The organism is Psychrobacter sp. A3 (genome assembly GCF_028823565.1).
In the GTDB taxonomy this organism is placed as follows: Bacteria; Pseudomonadota; Gammaproteobacteria; order Pseudomonadales; family Moraxellaceae; genus Psychrobacter; species Psychrobacter celer.
On the sequence record NZ_JAPEHS010000001.1, the window covers coordinates 21,172 to 33,801 of the forward strand.

The window sequence follows — 12,630 nt, forward strand, 5'->3', positions numbered from 1 at the left end:
TAAAAGTAAATTAGAAACAAAGATGAATGTGACAGTATAAATGCAAGTATTGGCGCAAGTTACGGTTTGCGTCTATAATGGTAAACGAGATTTTTATTTAGTAGATCGGCTTTTATTATCAGGCGATTTAATCCATCCGCATGCTATCCGTAAGCATGCAATCAGCAAGGTGCGATATGTCAGAAGAGCAAACAATGAGCGCAGAAGCGTTTCAAAATCAGTACTTCAATGAAGAGGGCGCGCAGGTCGCAGAAAGTGATATGGCGTATGATTTAGAGACCGGTCTGCTCGGTGAGCATGAGCAATTTGCCAATTTACATGCTGAGCTTGCAGAAGCACGTGAGCAGCTTGTGAGTATTCGTGATTTTATCCGTTTTTCGGTCACCCAGCTGCGCAATTATGATGTGGTCGTCGCTCAAGGCACCACGGATGAGTTTGCCGAAGCCTCTGCTATCGTCTTACATTCTTTGTCTTTGGACTGGTCGGCCAATGAGCAAATCCTCGATTGTCGCCTGACGTCTTCAGAAAAGCAGCTGGTGCTGAGCTTATTAGAAGAGCGTATCGCTGAGCGCAAACCGCTGAGCTACTTAATCAACTTATCGTACTTTTGTGATTTACCGTTTTATGTCGATGAGCGTGTGCTCATCCCGCGCTCGCCCATCGCCGAGCTGATTCGCCAGCAGTTTCATCCGTACTTTGAGGTCAATGAGCTGGCCAAACCGCTCGGCGTCGATGTCAATGAGCAAACCTCGGTATTTTATGACCATGGTTTGGACGTCAAACAGCTATCACAGCCTGAGCGTATCTTAGACCTATGTACAGGCTCTGGCTGTATTGCCATTGCGCTTGCGACCCGTTTTGTCGATGCGCTGGTCGATGCAGTTGATATCGATAAAGGGGCGCTAGAGGTGGCGATGGTCAACGTTGATCATCATGACCTTGGTCATCAAATCAATGTCATTGAGTCAGATTTGTTTGCCAAGATACCTGCTGAAAACCAGTACGAGCTAATCGTCACCAACCCGCCGTACGTCGATGCTGCCATCATGGCTGATTTGCCGCCTGAATTTTTATATGAGCCTGAGCATGCATTGGCAGCGGGTCAAGACGGTTTGGACTTGGTACATCGTATCTTATTTGAAGCGCCAGATTATTTGAGCCCTGAAGGCTTGCTGGTCTGCGAGGTAGGCGATAGTGAATGGGCGCTAAAACAAGCCTATCCTGATATCAGTTTTGACTGGTTAAAATTTGCTCGTGGTGGTCATGGAGTGTTTGCCATGACTTATGATGAGCTGGTGGCAAACCGCGAGCTGTTTGCCGCTTATGTGCAGTTATTGGATAGCGCGCAGTAGTCGTATGTAGGCGGTGCTGTTAGATGACAAATAAAAGCGGCGACCATGCGTCAATACCTCAATAGGATAGCGCGCAATAGATTTTACGGATTTAAGGACAGATATGGCAGGCAATAGTATTGGGCAGGTTTTTACCGTCACGACGTGCGGTGAGTCACATGGCGCCGGATTGATGGCCATTGTCGATGGCGTGCCACCTGGTTTGGCACTGTCGGCAGAGGATTTGCAGGTAGATCTGGATCGCCGCAAGCCAGGCACCTCTAAATACTCAACCCAGCGCCGTGAGGCCGATGAAGTCGAGATCCTCTCAGGCGTCTTTGAAGGTAAGACCACAGGCACTTCGATCGGGCTGCTGATTCGAAATACCAATCAAAAATCCAAAGATTATAGCGATATCAAAGATACCTTTCGTCCGGGTCATGCCGACTATACATATAGTATGAAATACGGTTTTCGCGATTATCGCGGTGGTGGACGCTCGTCAGCGCGTGAGACGGCGATGCGGGTAGCGGCTGGTGCTATTGCCAAAAAATACCTGCAAGATCGCTTGGGCGTGCAAATCCGTGGCCATGTAACGCAGCTAGGCGATCAATATAGCAGCGTCACTGATACTAGCCAAATTGATTGGGACTTTGTCAATAGCAATCCGTTTTTTACGGCGGATAAAGACGCTATTGGTCGGTTTGAGGCTTTGATAGACAGTCTGCGCCGCGAAGGAAGCAGCTGCGGCGCGCGTCTAGAAGTGATCGCCAGTGGGGTGCCTGTGGGTCTGGGCGAGCCGGTATTTGACCGTCTGGATGCGGATATCGCTCACGCCATGATGAGTATCAATGCGGTCAAAGGGGTGGAGATTGGCGATGGTATGGCGGTAGCAGGGCAGTTCGGTCATCGCTCTCGTGATGAGCTGACGCCAGAGGGTTTTACGGCCAATCATGCTGGTGGTATTTTGGGCGGTATTTCATCAGGACAAGATATCCGCGTGAGCATCGCCCTCAAGCCAACTTCTAGTATCACCACGGCTGGCAAGAGTATAAATACCCAAGGCGAAGCTGTCGACATGCTGACCAAAGGTCGTCATGATCCTTGCGTTGGGGTGCGTGCCACCCCGATCGCCGAGGCGATGCTAGCGATTGTGTTACTCGATCATTATCTGCGCCACCGTGGTCAAAACGCCGATGTCGAGCCGCCGGTCTCCTCAATTACGTAATATCGTGAGATAGCATCAGTTATCTAGCGTATCAGCCCTTTAGCGTCTTTAGTGTGCCATGACTAAAAATGCTAAAGGGCTTTTTTGTGAGTGGTCAATCGGTTACGCTGCCAGCGGATAGGTATCAATCGCCACGCACTGCTGATGCCGAAATATCAATAGTAGCTGCTGACTGGGTATGGCAAGCCAATGACCAAACGCGATACTATCTATCCCCTGGCCGGATAAAGTCTGAGCACAGCACTGACGGCTTTGCCCCACTAAGTTTTTGACAATAGACGGATGCATTGATAACTGTGGCATGCGGTCTCTACTCCTAAGATAATTGATGAATGTGTATAACGTCATCGTAAGACAAGCGAGTAGAAATCCTGTGCAGTTCTGATGAAAAATCGATGAATTGGTATAACGGGTGTGTTTTAAGCCAGCGGTAAGGTAATGCGTACGCTGACACCAGCGTTTGGAATTTTGTCATGTCTAGCAAAGGCTTGCTCTGTGCCGATATTACTGATCTTCACATGACCGCCATGGTGTTCGATTACTTGCTTGACTAAGGTGAGGCCCAGACCCGTGCCTTTTTTAAGCGCTGTATTAGCCTGATCAGGCGCAGTCTGATTGGTTTGATCGGGTGCTTGATAGATTGAGGGAGGGGTCTGCAGGCTTTGATGCGAGAGACTAAAATAGCGATCAAACGCTTTAGAGAGGGCGTATTCGGGCAGTGGTTTGCCATCATTAAAGATATCAATGGTCACGGTTTTGTCGCTACTATCGTGAGAGTGGCTATACACAGTAAGGGTGACCTCAGTGTTGGCAAAATAAATGGCATTATCTAACACATTTTGTAGCGCTTGTACCAACCAAAACGGATCAGCAAAGACATGCGGGTTTGTCAACGCATTGGCCCGTATTGGAGCCTCGGCGATGACCAAGTCAGTCACACACTTATCCTCACTATAAATATTGATAGGTGGTAGGTTTTGCTGTTGTAGTTTGGCGCTGTTGTTTTTTGTGAGGGTTTGCAATACTGGCAGTAGCGCTGTCAGTTGCCGATTGAGCTTAAAGGTAGGTTGCTCGACCTTGGCCAGTAGTAATAAACGATCAATCAGCTGCTGCATTTTGATGCTTTGTTCAGCGACCGAGTGGTTTAACATCTGCCGATCTTCTGCATCTAGTTGCTCATCTTCTAATAGCTCGCTACTAGCACGAATGGCGGTTAGCGGGCTTTTGAGTTCGTGAGTCAAGGTATGGACATAGTCGGTGACATAGGCGCGGTTTTCTAACCGATGTTTCATAGACTCGATCGTATCTGTCAAGCTGTTGAGCTCATGACCGAAATAAAAATAGGGTTTTTTGGTGTCTTCAGCTAAGGCATTGGTGTAGTGCGTGACCAAAGTAATGCTCTGTTTGAGCCACCATGCCACCAGTCCTGCGAGGATAAGAGCGGCAATGCTCATCAGCAGCGCGGTAATGAGCATGCGATTGCGGGTATTATCAAGATATGGCAGCACACTATCGACCGGTTTGCCAACACTGACGACACCGATCACGGCACCCCTGCTATCGATGATAGGCTGCGCGACATACATAATAGAGCTACCACGAGTGCTATTGATATCTGCCGTGCTCCTCGCGCCGTAGCGACCCTGCAGCGTAAGGTACACATCATTCCAGCGGCTATAGTCCTGGCCTTCGGCATTGAGCGGGGTAGGCAAAGAGTCATATATGACCACGCCATTCGCGTCTGTTACATAAACGCGAGAGTTGTTATTATTTGAGGATTCTTGGGTAGGCTCGAGGGTAGAGCGCGCGCCTGAAGTGTGCTTGAGCGTCGCATCAAGGGTGGCTTGATAAGTATCATCGTACAATTGCCCTGATGCCAATGGTAGCTGCAGCGTCGCAGCCAGCAGTTTACTGGTATCTAGCAACGTGTCTTCGATGACTTGTTGGGCGGTGGGTTTGACGTAGCCAAACAGCTGCGTGAAAGCGACCACACCGCAGATGCTTAGCACTAATGCGACTGCAAGCCAAATCCGAAAAAATATGCTCAAATTTAGCAGGCGTTTCGGACTGCGGGTTTGTTGCGCGGTTCCAATGGGGTGCAGTTTGGCATACCAATTGCTCTGATTAGCAGGTGTTTTGTCAAGGTGACGATGACTCTTATCAGGAGCGTTCATGTCTTTAGCACTTTAGTAATATTATAAATGAGTATATAGTCAGTTCAAATTAAAATTGTTATAAATCTAAACGCGCTACTGGTATAAATTTTACTTGCGTGCTGTTATCACAGAGGCTGCGCAAAATTCATCCCAGCAGCGCTATGTCATTTTTAGAGTGAATTGACTATAACGGATGCGCTAAGCCGGACATAAGGCATACCCCAAACCGCGATGCGTGTAGATAACATCGCGGCTAGGATCGACGATCGCCAGCTGCTTACGGATGGATTTGATATGACTGTCTATCGTCCGCGCGAGGCGATGATCAGGATAGTCGCTTACCGCATTTAGCAGCTGATCACGGCTAAAGACTTGGTTGGGCGCTTGTAATAAGGTTAATAAAATCTTACGCTCGGTATTACTCAGCTCCAGTTTTGTATCTTGCCACATCAAAGAGTAATTGAGCGGCTGGTAATGCCAGATGCCAGATTGACACTCAAAGCTCAAGGCTTGCCCTGATAGATGGTGAGCAGGAGTGCTGCCAGAGGAAAGGGCAGATACATCCTGATTGGCGTTCTCAGCCGCCTCAGTAACAGTCGCCGTGGCCGCTGATTGCTCAAAGAGCAGCTGCTCACGACGCCAAATGGCTTTTAGGCGTGCGACCAGCTCACGAGGACTAAAAGGCTTGGCGCAGTAGTCATCGCCGCCCATCTCTAGCCCCAAGATACGATCAACCTCATCGCTACGCGCGGTCAAAAACACCACAGGGATATCTTTTAATTGGCCTATATCCGGTGTATGGCGTATCTGCTGGCAGAGACTGAGCCCATCACCATCGGGCAGCCCAATATCTAGAATAATAGCCGATAAATCTTGCGCCTCATTACTGTGTAGCATCGGCAATACACTACTGGCGTTATCGAGCCACGTCATCTGCCAGCCCTCACGCTTGCAAGTAACTTTGAGCGACATAGCAATCGCCGGATCGTCTTCTACCAGTAAAATATGAGTCATAAACGTAATATCTTTATTAAAGGGTGCCTGCTATATAGGGCACTGGTGATATGAGATTGAAAAATATAAATAAGGCGTCATACAGTAGTGAGCGCAGTGTTTGATATCAGTCGTACTTGCTCTGCAGAAATTGGTATCAGTTGTAGCAGAGTCTATAATTATCGTAGCACAAAAGCGTGACTGGATTTTGTCAGTCAGTGCAAAACACTGTGAAAAATTGATGAAAATAATAGGGATAAAGGCGATACAAACGCCATCTCAGTTCTATATTTGATGCATATTTTATGCTTTATAAAAGGAAACTAGCGATAATGAGTAAGTATCTAGACGTGGTCACCGCCGAGCACAATCCGGCACAAAAAAAGATAGACAGAGCGGTCATTTGGTTACATGGCTTAGGGGCCAGCGGTCATGATTTTGAGCCTGTGGTGCCGCAGCTCGGACTGGCTGACGACATGGCAGTACGGTTTATCTTTCCGCATGCGCCCAAGCGTCCTGTCACGGTCAATGGTGGGATGGTGATGCCGGCTTGGTATGATATCTTGGAGATGAGTCTTGAGCGTAAAGTTGATGTGATACAAATTGAGGCATCCGCGCAGCAGATTCGCGATTTGATTGCCCGTGAAATTGAGCGCGGCGTCAAACCTGAACATATCGTTATCGCTGGGTTTTCGCAGGGCGGGGCGGTTGCTTATCATGTGGCGCTCAGTCATCCAGAGCGCTTGGCGGGTCTGATGACGCTCTCTACCTACTTAGCAACCAATGACAATATTGAGTATAGTGCTGCCAATAGAGACCTACCGATTTTGATTGAGCATGGTACGCATGATCCAGTCGTACCCGTGATGCTCGGCGAGCAGGCGCAGCAGTTATTGACAAATAAAGGCTACAACGTTGAATATCATACTTATCCGATGGCACATCAAGTCTGTATGCCGCAAATCCAGAATATCGGTAGATGGTTAAATAAGGTTTTAGCTTAACTTTTTCTTATAAATATTGCCTTATAAATAGTCTCTTAGCTATTGAACTTAGGTGAGTTGACCCTATATAGTAAGTAGAGTAATTAAAACAGATGGATAAGCTTTAAACGTAATAGCCAACCTGTAAATTAATGTAATAACTAACGGTTATAGGTTGAGTCAAAGCTTAAGTTAGTCTAAAATACTCAGTCTTATTGGGGATGTTCTGGCTTCGACGCTGGTGATGAAACTCAATGATGCATGTCGAGAGTGTATGTCCTCTCGTTAATCAAACATATATTGTTATAGTCGCAAACGACGAAACTTACGCTCTAGCAGCTTAAACCCTGCTTACTGCGCTGCCGATTACCTATAGTTGGTTAGCCCAGTTGAAGCGTCCGTATATAGGTTCGCCACAAGTGATTGTCTCAATCGCTTGGGTTCAAAAGTAGAGAATCGTCCAATCCATCCTGACTGTCGGATCGGTGCGGATTAAAACTAAAGACAGAAACTAAACATGTAGATTCATGAGCGTAATGCTGGCGGACGCGGGTTCAACTCCCGCCATCTCCACCAAATATTTTAAAGAAAGTCAGTCACTTAGGTGGCTGGCTTTTTTTATGACGTAGTTTTGACGTAAATTGTTTTTTATATATCTTGATATTTAAAAGGTGCTTTGTATCTTGGTATAGCAATTTCATCGGATTTAAATAAATTTATAGTTTCAGGTTTTGCTTCTATTTTTATATCGTATGGCTTTCCTAAATGATGGCATACTTCAATCGGCAATCCTTGCCAAGTTTGACAAACAGTAGAATGATTGCATCTAAAATAAGCGCGTTTTTCTAGTTCTATATAAAGTTCTGGTGAGACCTCTACTTTTAGAAGTTCTTGACTGTCCTGCTTAAGCAACCATAAAACTTCTATCTCTAAGTTTTCAATAACCTCATCTATTTTCATAGTGCAATCCTTAATCCGTATTCAATTTAGATACTTCAATCTTGTTCTGATCACCATGCAGCCAACGCCCATACCGCTTAATAAGCATTTGCAAACTATGGCCAAGCTGATTTGCTACAAACACTGGATTAACATCAGACATTAGTAACATCGTCGCATAGGTGTGTCTAGCATTATATGCTGGGCGACGCCTTACCCTTGTCGCCTTCATTGCTTCAATCAGCCGCATGCGGGCAGGCTTTTCATTATAAAATGGCTGGCTGGTCTCTGGGCATATCATCACATAGTCATCGCTGAGCTTCATAGCCTCTAGTGCCTCAAATGCACGCTTCGAGCGGTCATTCAAATATACTTCGCGCGCTGTATGGGTCTTAGTGACTTGCTTCTCAACGCCGCGCACACGGCTTTTATTAATGATAACTGACTCATTAAACCAGTCGATGTCCTTCCATCTCAAAGCATAAAGCTCGCTGGGGCGGCAGCCCGTCCAAAACGCGACTTCAAAATACCAATAATAAAAATGGTCCTTATCTGTCAAATTCTTATTCAGCCAATTTAATAGGGCATTCATCTCATCGCGCGTAAATGGGTCCGGTAACCCAGACTGCACTTTTTTATTCTTGATCATCGACATTGGGTTGTCTGCTGGCGTGATAAGACGTAATTCAATCGCTTTATCAAATACGCCGCGAAGTGGCACCAGACAGTTATTAAATGTCTTATCAGATTTAAATCCAATATCAGATATGATGTCGCGTATCAGGTCGGATGTTATGTCATGAATAGGTATCAGTGCCATGCGCGGCATCCAGTGCTTATTTAGCGCGCTGATATAGTCTTTTTTAGAGTCGGCATTGGCTTCACAGTGTTTCAGATATTTCTGGGCGACTTCTTGAAATAGAGCGCCATCTTCTACAACAACACTATTATCATTTACCCATTCGCCTCTGGCGGCGGCGAGGTCTGCTTCAGTCAGCACACCCCACTCCGCTTTAGTGATTAAGTCGCGTCTAATTCTAACCGCTGCACTGATACCCGCTGCAGTGACTGGGTGCGGGAGTGTGACTTGATACCTGGCACCGTTTCGTGCAAAGTGGATTTGGATGCTACCTGATCTAAGCCGCACGCCTTGCGGTAACGTATGTTTGCTTGTTTTGTCATCCACTTGTTATATCCTCTTATTGAGTAATATAGGTTACCACTCTGCTTCATCCAAACAACGTTTTCTGGCCACTCTCGCTTACGGTGAGTTAGCTTTTGCTCGGCAATGCCAGTCAGCGCAGCAAACTGCTTGGCATCTACCCAATCAAGGGGCGTTAGGCCCATCTGATGGAGTAGGTCGATTATGGCTTGAGTTTCATTTTTCATTTTCAGCTTCTCCACTTCTGTAATGATGTATGGCGCTACAGTTAGGGCATTTCTTACCACTTCCTGCCATTGAACGAACATACGCATTAAAGATTTTTTCGCAGAATGGACACTCAATACTTACTTGAGATCGTCCATTTGCCATAGGAAATTCGCCGACTATCTTATATTTTTTTCTCACAATCACTCTCCTTGTTCAACTTCATACCCATCACAACAAAAGACCTTTCGTCATCATTGGCATACATAAAGTTTTCGCCATCATTATTGGTGTGGGTGTGTAAAATAGTCTGGCCCTTGGTAGACATTCCAAAAGTTGCTTCAAGCACGTATATACGTTGAAAGGCGCTATTACCATCTTTTGCCACCAATTGACCATAGAAGCCGTTTTGCACGTAGAAGTCAGAGGCTGTTATTTCGTTGGCGGGGTTGAATGCTTTAGCCGCTTGCTTGATCATAACGACTTGCGGCTTAAATCCATCAGGTGTCTCGACATCGATCTTACTGTCGGGAGACTCTATTCCAAAATCTAGGCTCTCTGCAATTTCATAGCGACAATAAACTCCATCATATAGCTTGCAAGGCGCTACGTGCATACGGTGACCGTCTGTAGCGTAAGCATTGCCATTTGCAACATGGATATACTCTAGGTGAGGTCGCTCGCTACATTCTCCTTTTAATGCCAAACACAGCCAATTAAAATCACTTTCTTTAATAAATGCTTCCATAAGTATCTCCACCCTTATTACTTAAAACCGTGATTCCAAAATCTTACCGAGCTTTCATGGTGCTTTTGGCAGTCTAAGCAACGCCTTACGCCACCAATGGCGCGTCGCTTGCTTGGTATTTCTTCACCGCATGATATGCACTCAGGAAGCGAGGGTATATCGAATACCGGCAACACTCTAAGACGAGCAGTCATTTCAGCATCTATGCGCTCACCAGCGCGATCAATATCATCAGCCATTAGTTACCTACCTTACAAATTCGATTGATGCTTACCAGCACTGATGTATATGCTGGCAAGCCTTACCTTATAGACAATGATTGTTTACGGCGCGAATGTACCGGCATAGACAGGCAAGCCTTCAGGCACAACATCCTTAATTAGATCTATAAAGAAGTCAGCTGAGTCTTCTAGTAATTTGTGCTCACCCACGATACGGACACCAAAGCGAACGTTGTCATCATCTGTGATTACAGATAGACGCGCTGTTATGTCTACTACTGGTAAGTCGTCATATGCAGGCGCGTTCATAACAATAAAGCCTGGTAGTTTTGCTGCTGAATCTGCTTCGATATGTTCGAGCGCTGATTTGGTTGAGCTCATATCTCGCACATCACTGGTCATCTCACGCGCTGTCTTAATGGTCACGTTACGGAAAGCATTAATGGCAGTAGCAAGGCTCATTTTTTCAGCAACTTCACCATCTACTGATTCATGGAACGACAAGCAGTAAGCGTAATCTTGCACAAATTCGATAAGTTCTTTCTGGGTGAGTCGCTGATTTTTACGCAACGCAGCAAACTCATTTGTGATCTTTAATACTAGGTTGGCAGTATCGTCAGCGTGACCAGCTACTAATTCATCACCCAAATTGAAAATCGCTTGGCAGGACAGTTGATTGACACTGGTATTATCAACAAAGCACTTGTCCGCACTATCACGTTGACTTATATAGTCAGCAAACCCCTGTAGAGATGTGGTCGAAAACGTACCGCGAAAACGGTTGCGATACGCTTGGTTTGATTCGGTGTTTTTTAGCGTATAGCCTTCAGGGACACTCACTAGTGATTTCGCATCAGGGTTTTTTAGCCTCATATCCTGCTGCTGAACCAATTCGGCCACGATTTGCGCATTATTGTCTGACATTTTTGGTATTCCTTAATGATGGGTTTGGTTGGATTGACTGCTGCCGTTATTCGGCAGCAGTGTGATTGACGAACAGGTCATGCTGATTCTCAGGGTATGAGCTCAGACGACCACCTTTGTTGACATACATGAGCGTATCGCTTGGCGTTAGCTCTGCACGATGACCACGGCCAGCCTTGGGAGCCTTATAAGAGAGATCGCATTCCATCTCAACTTGATTTTCAGCCTTTGATGGTGCAAAACGTAGCTTGATGGTCACCTCACCTTTTTTACCGTGGCTAGCGACACTTTCAGCGACATCTGATAAGACATGGCCAAGTTGTTTGGCAAATACGCCGGCGTTAAGTTCGCCTACGAAGTTTTCTGCATTGGTTGGGGTAGTCATAGGACTGTCCTTTTTAGTTAAGTTATTTAGGTTGTTTGGACTGGCTCGCCAGCTGGCAAGACAGGGTTGGAGTTAATTGTCAGCGTAAGCATTAGAGATAAATAGATTGGCATGACGAGCGGTAGCTGCCTGCTCGGATGCCTCATAGACTTCTTCGTCAAAGCCATTCATAGGGTCGGTGACATAGTAGTCGTCATCGCTGGCTAGGTAGGCCTTGTGTTCTGCAATCATGGCGTCATGGCCTGCCTGCGAGCGGTCAAACGCTTGGTTGATGTGTTGCGCGCCAGCCGTTGCTGCTGTCATACCAAGCGCTAACAATGTGATGGTGCCGATGCTGGCTAGTAAATCTTTGATTGAGTTCATAACAGTTACTCTGTGTCGATGTGATGCATACTAATTTAGCATATGCTAAATAATTAGCAAGTGCTAAATGTAATATAATGTAATTTTTATGAATGCAACGAATTTTAGGCAATAAAAAACCGCCATACAGGCGGTATCAAAAAAGGGGAGGGTGTTAAGAAGGGTTTACTTTAAATGTCAAGGATTCAGGATGCATCAGGCTACGCAAGGAAGCCATTTCGTCAATTTCATTCGACAAAAAAGAATCTCTTTTATCTGAGTTTAACGATTCAAAGAAAAGCCTATCACCTTTAGAGTATAAATATTCTTTCAACAAATGAGTTCCATCCTTCAAGACAATATGTGTTAAGTCGCCACTGTCATTTCCACAGGCTGGATCAAAGACTCCAATCCAGCCTGCCCTTATCACAGGAAAGAACTCATCAGTTTCAAACAAAACAGCATAAGCTGATACAGAAACACTGCTGCTAATAACAATTAAATTCTCTCTATAGCTCTCTTGAGCCTCTCTGCAGTCTTCCCATTGCCCTTGTTCTGATTTAGAGATATAAATCACATCCGCAATAAAATACATAGGAAACTCTGCTTCCATATCCTCCAATCCTTTATTAGTTTCCTCCATCAATTCAGGACTGCTGAGCCTAGAAATTGCATCTAAATGGCTCAGGCGATCATCGGATTGAATAGTTTTTTTAAGCTGATCAAAGTAAGGCTCAAAATAAAATGGTTCTAAATCCAACGCTTGCTCTAAGTTTCGGGCAGCATCTTCACCAAACCCACGATGTTTATTTTTAAGTTGAGAAATAAAACTGGGATCAACTGGATACTCTTTTGCTAGCCGAGCCACACTTTTACCCTGCTTTTTAAAATCCTTTAATAGCGTAACCAATCTAGCCCGCCTGTGCTCTTGTACATCTGTAGACATAACACCCTCCTGATTTTAGAGGTATCTTGACGATATCTAGCGCTTTGTAAATTACCGATTGCTAA

Annotated in this window: 15 protein-coding genes and 1 other RNA gene; 4 read left to right on the forward strand and 12 right to left on the reverse strand. The window is 45.6% G+C overall.

Annotation, left to right across the window (positions count from 1 at the left end):
- Positions 1 to 176: 176 nt before the first annotated feature.
- A complete protein-coding gene (prmB, locus tag NK638_RS00090; protein ID WP_274631422.1) occupies positions 177 to 1,352 on the forward strand; it encodes a 50S ribosomal protein L3 N(5)-glutamine methyltransferase in 1,176 nt (391 codons plus the stop codon).
- Positions 1,353 to 1,455: 103 nt separating this feature from the next.
- Entirely contained in the window at positions 1,456 to 2,559 is a 1,104-nt protein-coding gene (aroC, locus tag NK638_RS00095; RefSeq protein ID WP_274631423.1) for a chorismate synthase, read from the forward strand.
- Between the two features lie 102 nt (positions 2,560 to 2,661).
- Here aroC and NK638_RS00100 read toward each other — a convergent pair whose 3' ends face one another.
- The 3 genes from NK638_RS00100 to NK638_RS00110 form a co-directional block, all read right to left on the reverse strand.
- Complete coding sequence (locus NK638_RS00100; protein ID WP_105243788.1) at positions 2,662 to 2,862, reverse strand: hypothetical protein; 201 nt, start codon at positions 2,860 to 2,862, stop codon at positions 2,662 to 2,664.
- Positions 2,863 to 2,978: 116 nt separating this feature from the next.
- Positions 2,979 to 4,733 carry a two-component system sensor histidine kinase CreC gene (gene creC / locus NK638_RS00105; RefSeq protein WP_274631424.1) on the reverse strand — a complete coding sequence of 585 codons (1,755 nt, stop codon included), beginning with the start codon at positions 4,731 to 4,733 and terminating at the stop codon, positions 2,979 to 2,981.
- Between the two features lie 180 nt (positions 4,734 to 4,913).
- On the reverse strand, positions 4,914 to 5,729 hold the full coding sequence (locus NK638_RS00110; RefSeq protein ID WP_274631425.1) for a response regulator: 816 nt from the start codon (positions 5,727 to 5,729) through the stop codon (positions 4,914 to 4,916).
- A 311-nt stretch (positions 5,730 to 6,040) separates the two neighbouring features.
- Between NK638_RS00110 and NK638_RS00115 the strand changes: the two genes are divergently transcribed.
- A complete protein-coding gene (locus NK638_RS00115; protein WP_274631426.1) occupies positions 6,041 to 6,712 on the forward strand; it encodes an alpha/beta hydrolase in 672 nt (223 codons plus the stop codon).
- Positions 6,713 to 6,908: 196 nt separating this feature from the next.
- Positions 6,909 to 7,267: a transfer-messenger RNA gene (gene ssrA / locus NK638_RS00120) on the forward strand.
- 72 nt (positions 7,268 to 7,339) lie between these two features.
- Here ssrA and NK638_RS00125 read toward each other — a convergent pair.
- From NK638_RS00125 to NK638_RS00165, 9 genes are all read right to left on the reverse strand, one after another.
- A complete protein-coding gene (locus NK638_RS00125) occupies positions 7,340 to 7,651 on the reverse strand; it encodes a hypothetical protein (RefSeq protein ID WP_274631427.1) in 312 nt (103 codons plus the stop codon).
- 10 nt (positions 7,652 to 7,661) lie between these two features.
- The gene (locus tag NK638_RS00130; protein ID WP_274631511.1) at positions 7,662 to 8,756 is read right to left on the reverse strand and encodes a tyrosine-type recombinase/integrase; all 1,095 of its coding nucleotides are present in this window, start codon (positions 8,754 to 8,756) and stop codon (positions 7,662 to 7,664) included.
- Entirely contained in the window at positions 8,651 to 9,019 is a 369-nt protein-coding gene (locus tag NK638_RS00135; protein ID WP_274631513.1) for a hypothetical protein, read from the reverse strand. The genes NK638_RS00130 and NK638_RS00135 overlap by 106 nt, the downstream gene beginning before the upstream one ends.
- Positions 9,020 to 9,183: 164 nt before the next feature.
- Complete coding sequence (locus tag NK638_RS00140) at positions 9,184 to 9,747, reverse strand: hypothetical protein (protein ID WP_274631428.1); 564 nt, start codon at positions 9,745 to 9,747, stop codon at positions 9,184 to 9,186.
- 17 nt (positions 9,748 to 9,764) lie between these two features.
- Positions 9,765 to 9,986 (reverse strand): TraR/DksA C4-type zinc finger protein, encoded by a 222-nt coding sequence (locus NK638_RS00145; protein ID WP_342454217.1) that lies wholly within the window; start codon positions 9,984 to 9,986, stop codon positions 9,765 to 9,767.
- An 84-nt stretch (positions 9,987 to 10,070) separates the two neighbouring features.
- Positions 10,071 to 10,892 carry a DUF2303 family protein gene (locus NK638_RS00150; protein WP_274631429.1) on the reverse strand — a complete coding sequence of 274 codons (822 nt, stop codon included), beginning with the start codon at positions 10,890 to 10,892 and terminating at the stop codon, positions 10,071 to 10,073.
- Between the two features lie 46 nt (positions 10,893 to 10,938).
- Positions 10,939 to 11,277 (reverse strand): hypothetical protein, encoded by a 339-nt coding sequence (locus tag NK638_RS00155; RefSeq protein WP_274631430.1) that lies wholly within the window; start codon positions 11,275 to 11,277, stop codon positions 10,939 to 10,941.
- 72 nt (positions 11,278 to 11,349) lie between these two features.
- The gene (locus NK638_RS00160) at positions 11,350 to 11,640 is read right to left on the reverse strand and encodes a hypothetical protein (protein WP_274631431.1); all 291 of its coding nucleotides are present in this window, start codon (positions 11,638 to 11,640) and stop codon (positions 11,350 to 11,352) included.
- Between the two features lie 154 nt (positions 11,641 to 11,794).
- Positions 11,795 to 12,565 carry a hypothetical protein gene (locus NK638_RS00165; RefSeq protein ID WP_274631432.1) on the reverse strand — a complete coding sequence of 257 codons (771 nt, stop codon included), beginning with the start codon at positions 12,563 to 12,565 and terminating at the stop codon, positions 11,795 to 11,797.
- Between the last annotated feature and the right edge of the window lie 65 nt (positions 12,566 to 12,630).

Coding starts and splice junctions, on each gene's coding strand:
- NK638_RS00135 (WP_274631513.1), bottom strand. CDS start 9,019: ATGAAAAATGAAACTCAAGCCATAATCGACCTACTCCATCAGATGGGC.
- NK638_RS00100 (WP_105243788.1), bottom strand. CDS start 2,862: ATGCCACAGTTATCAATGCATCCGTCTATTGTCAAAAACTTAGTGGGG.
- NK638_RS00115 (WP_274631426.1), top strand. CDS start 6,041: ATGAGTAAGTATCTAGACGTGGTCACCGCCGAGCACAATCCGGCACAA.
- NK638_RS00155 (WP_274631430.1), bottom strand. CDS start 11,277: ATGACTACCCCAACCAATGCAGAAAACTTCGTAGGCGAACTTAACGCC.
- prmB (WP_274631422.1), top strand. CDS start 177: ATGTCAGAAGAGCAAACAATGAGCGCAGAAGCGTTTCAAAATCAGTAC.
- NK638_RS00140 (WP_274631428.1), bottom strand. CDS start 9,747: ATGGAAGCATTTATTAAAGAAAGTGATTTTAATTGGCTGTGTTTGGCA.
- NK638_RS00145 (WP_342454217.1), bottom strand. CDS start 9,986: ATGGCTGATGATATTGATCGCGCTGGTGAGCGCATAGATGCTGAAATG.
- NK638_RS00165 (WP_274631432.1), bottom strand. CDS start 12,565: ATGTCTACAGATGTACAAGAGCACAGGCGGGCTAGATTGGTTACGCTA.
- creC (WP_274631424.1), bottom strand. CDS start 4,733: ATGAACGCTCCTGATAAGAGTCATCGTCACCTTGACAAAACACCTGCT.
- NK638_RS00160 (WP_274631431.1), bottom strand. CDS start 11,640: ATGAACTCAATCAAAGATTTACTAGCCAGCATCGGCACCATCACATTG.
- NK638_RS00150 (WP_274631429.1), bottom strand. CDS start 10,892: ATGTCAGACAATAATGCGCAAATCGTGGCCGAATTGGTTCAGCAGCAG.
- aroC (WP_274631423.1), top strand. CDS start 1,456: ATGGCAGGCAATAGTATTGGGCAGGTTTTTACCGTCACGACGTGCGGT.
- NK638_RS00125 (WP_274631427.1), bottom strand. CDS start 7,651: ATGAAAATAGATGAGGTTATTGAAAACTTAGAGATAGAAGTTTTATGG.
- NK638_RS00110 (WP_274631425.1), bottom strand. CDS start 5,729: ATGACTCATATTTTACTGGTAGAAGACGATCCGGCGATTGCTATGTCG.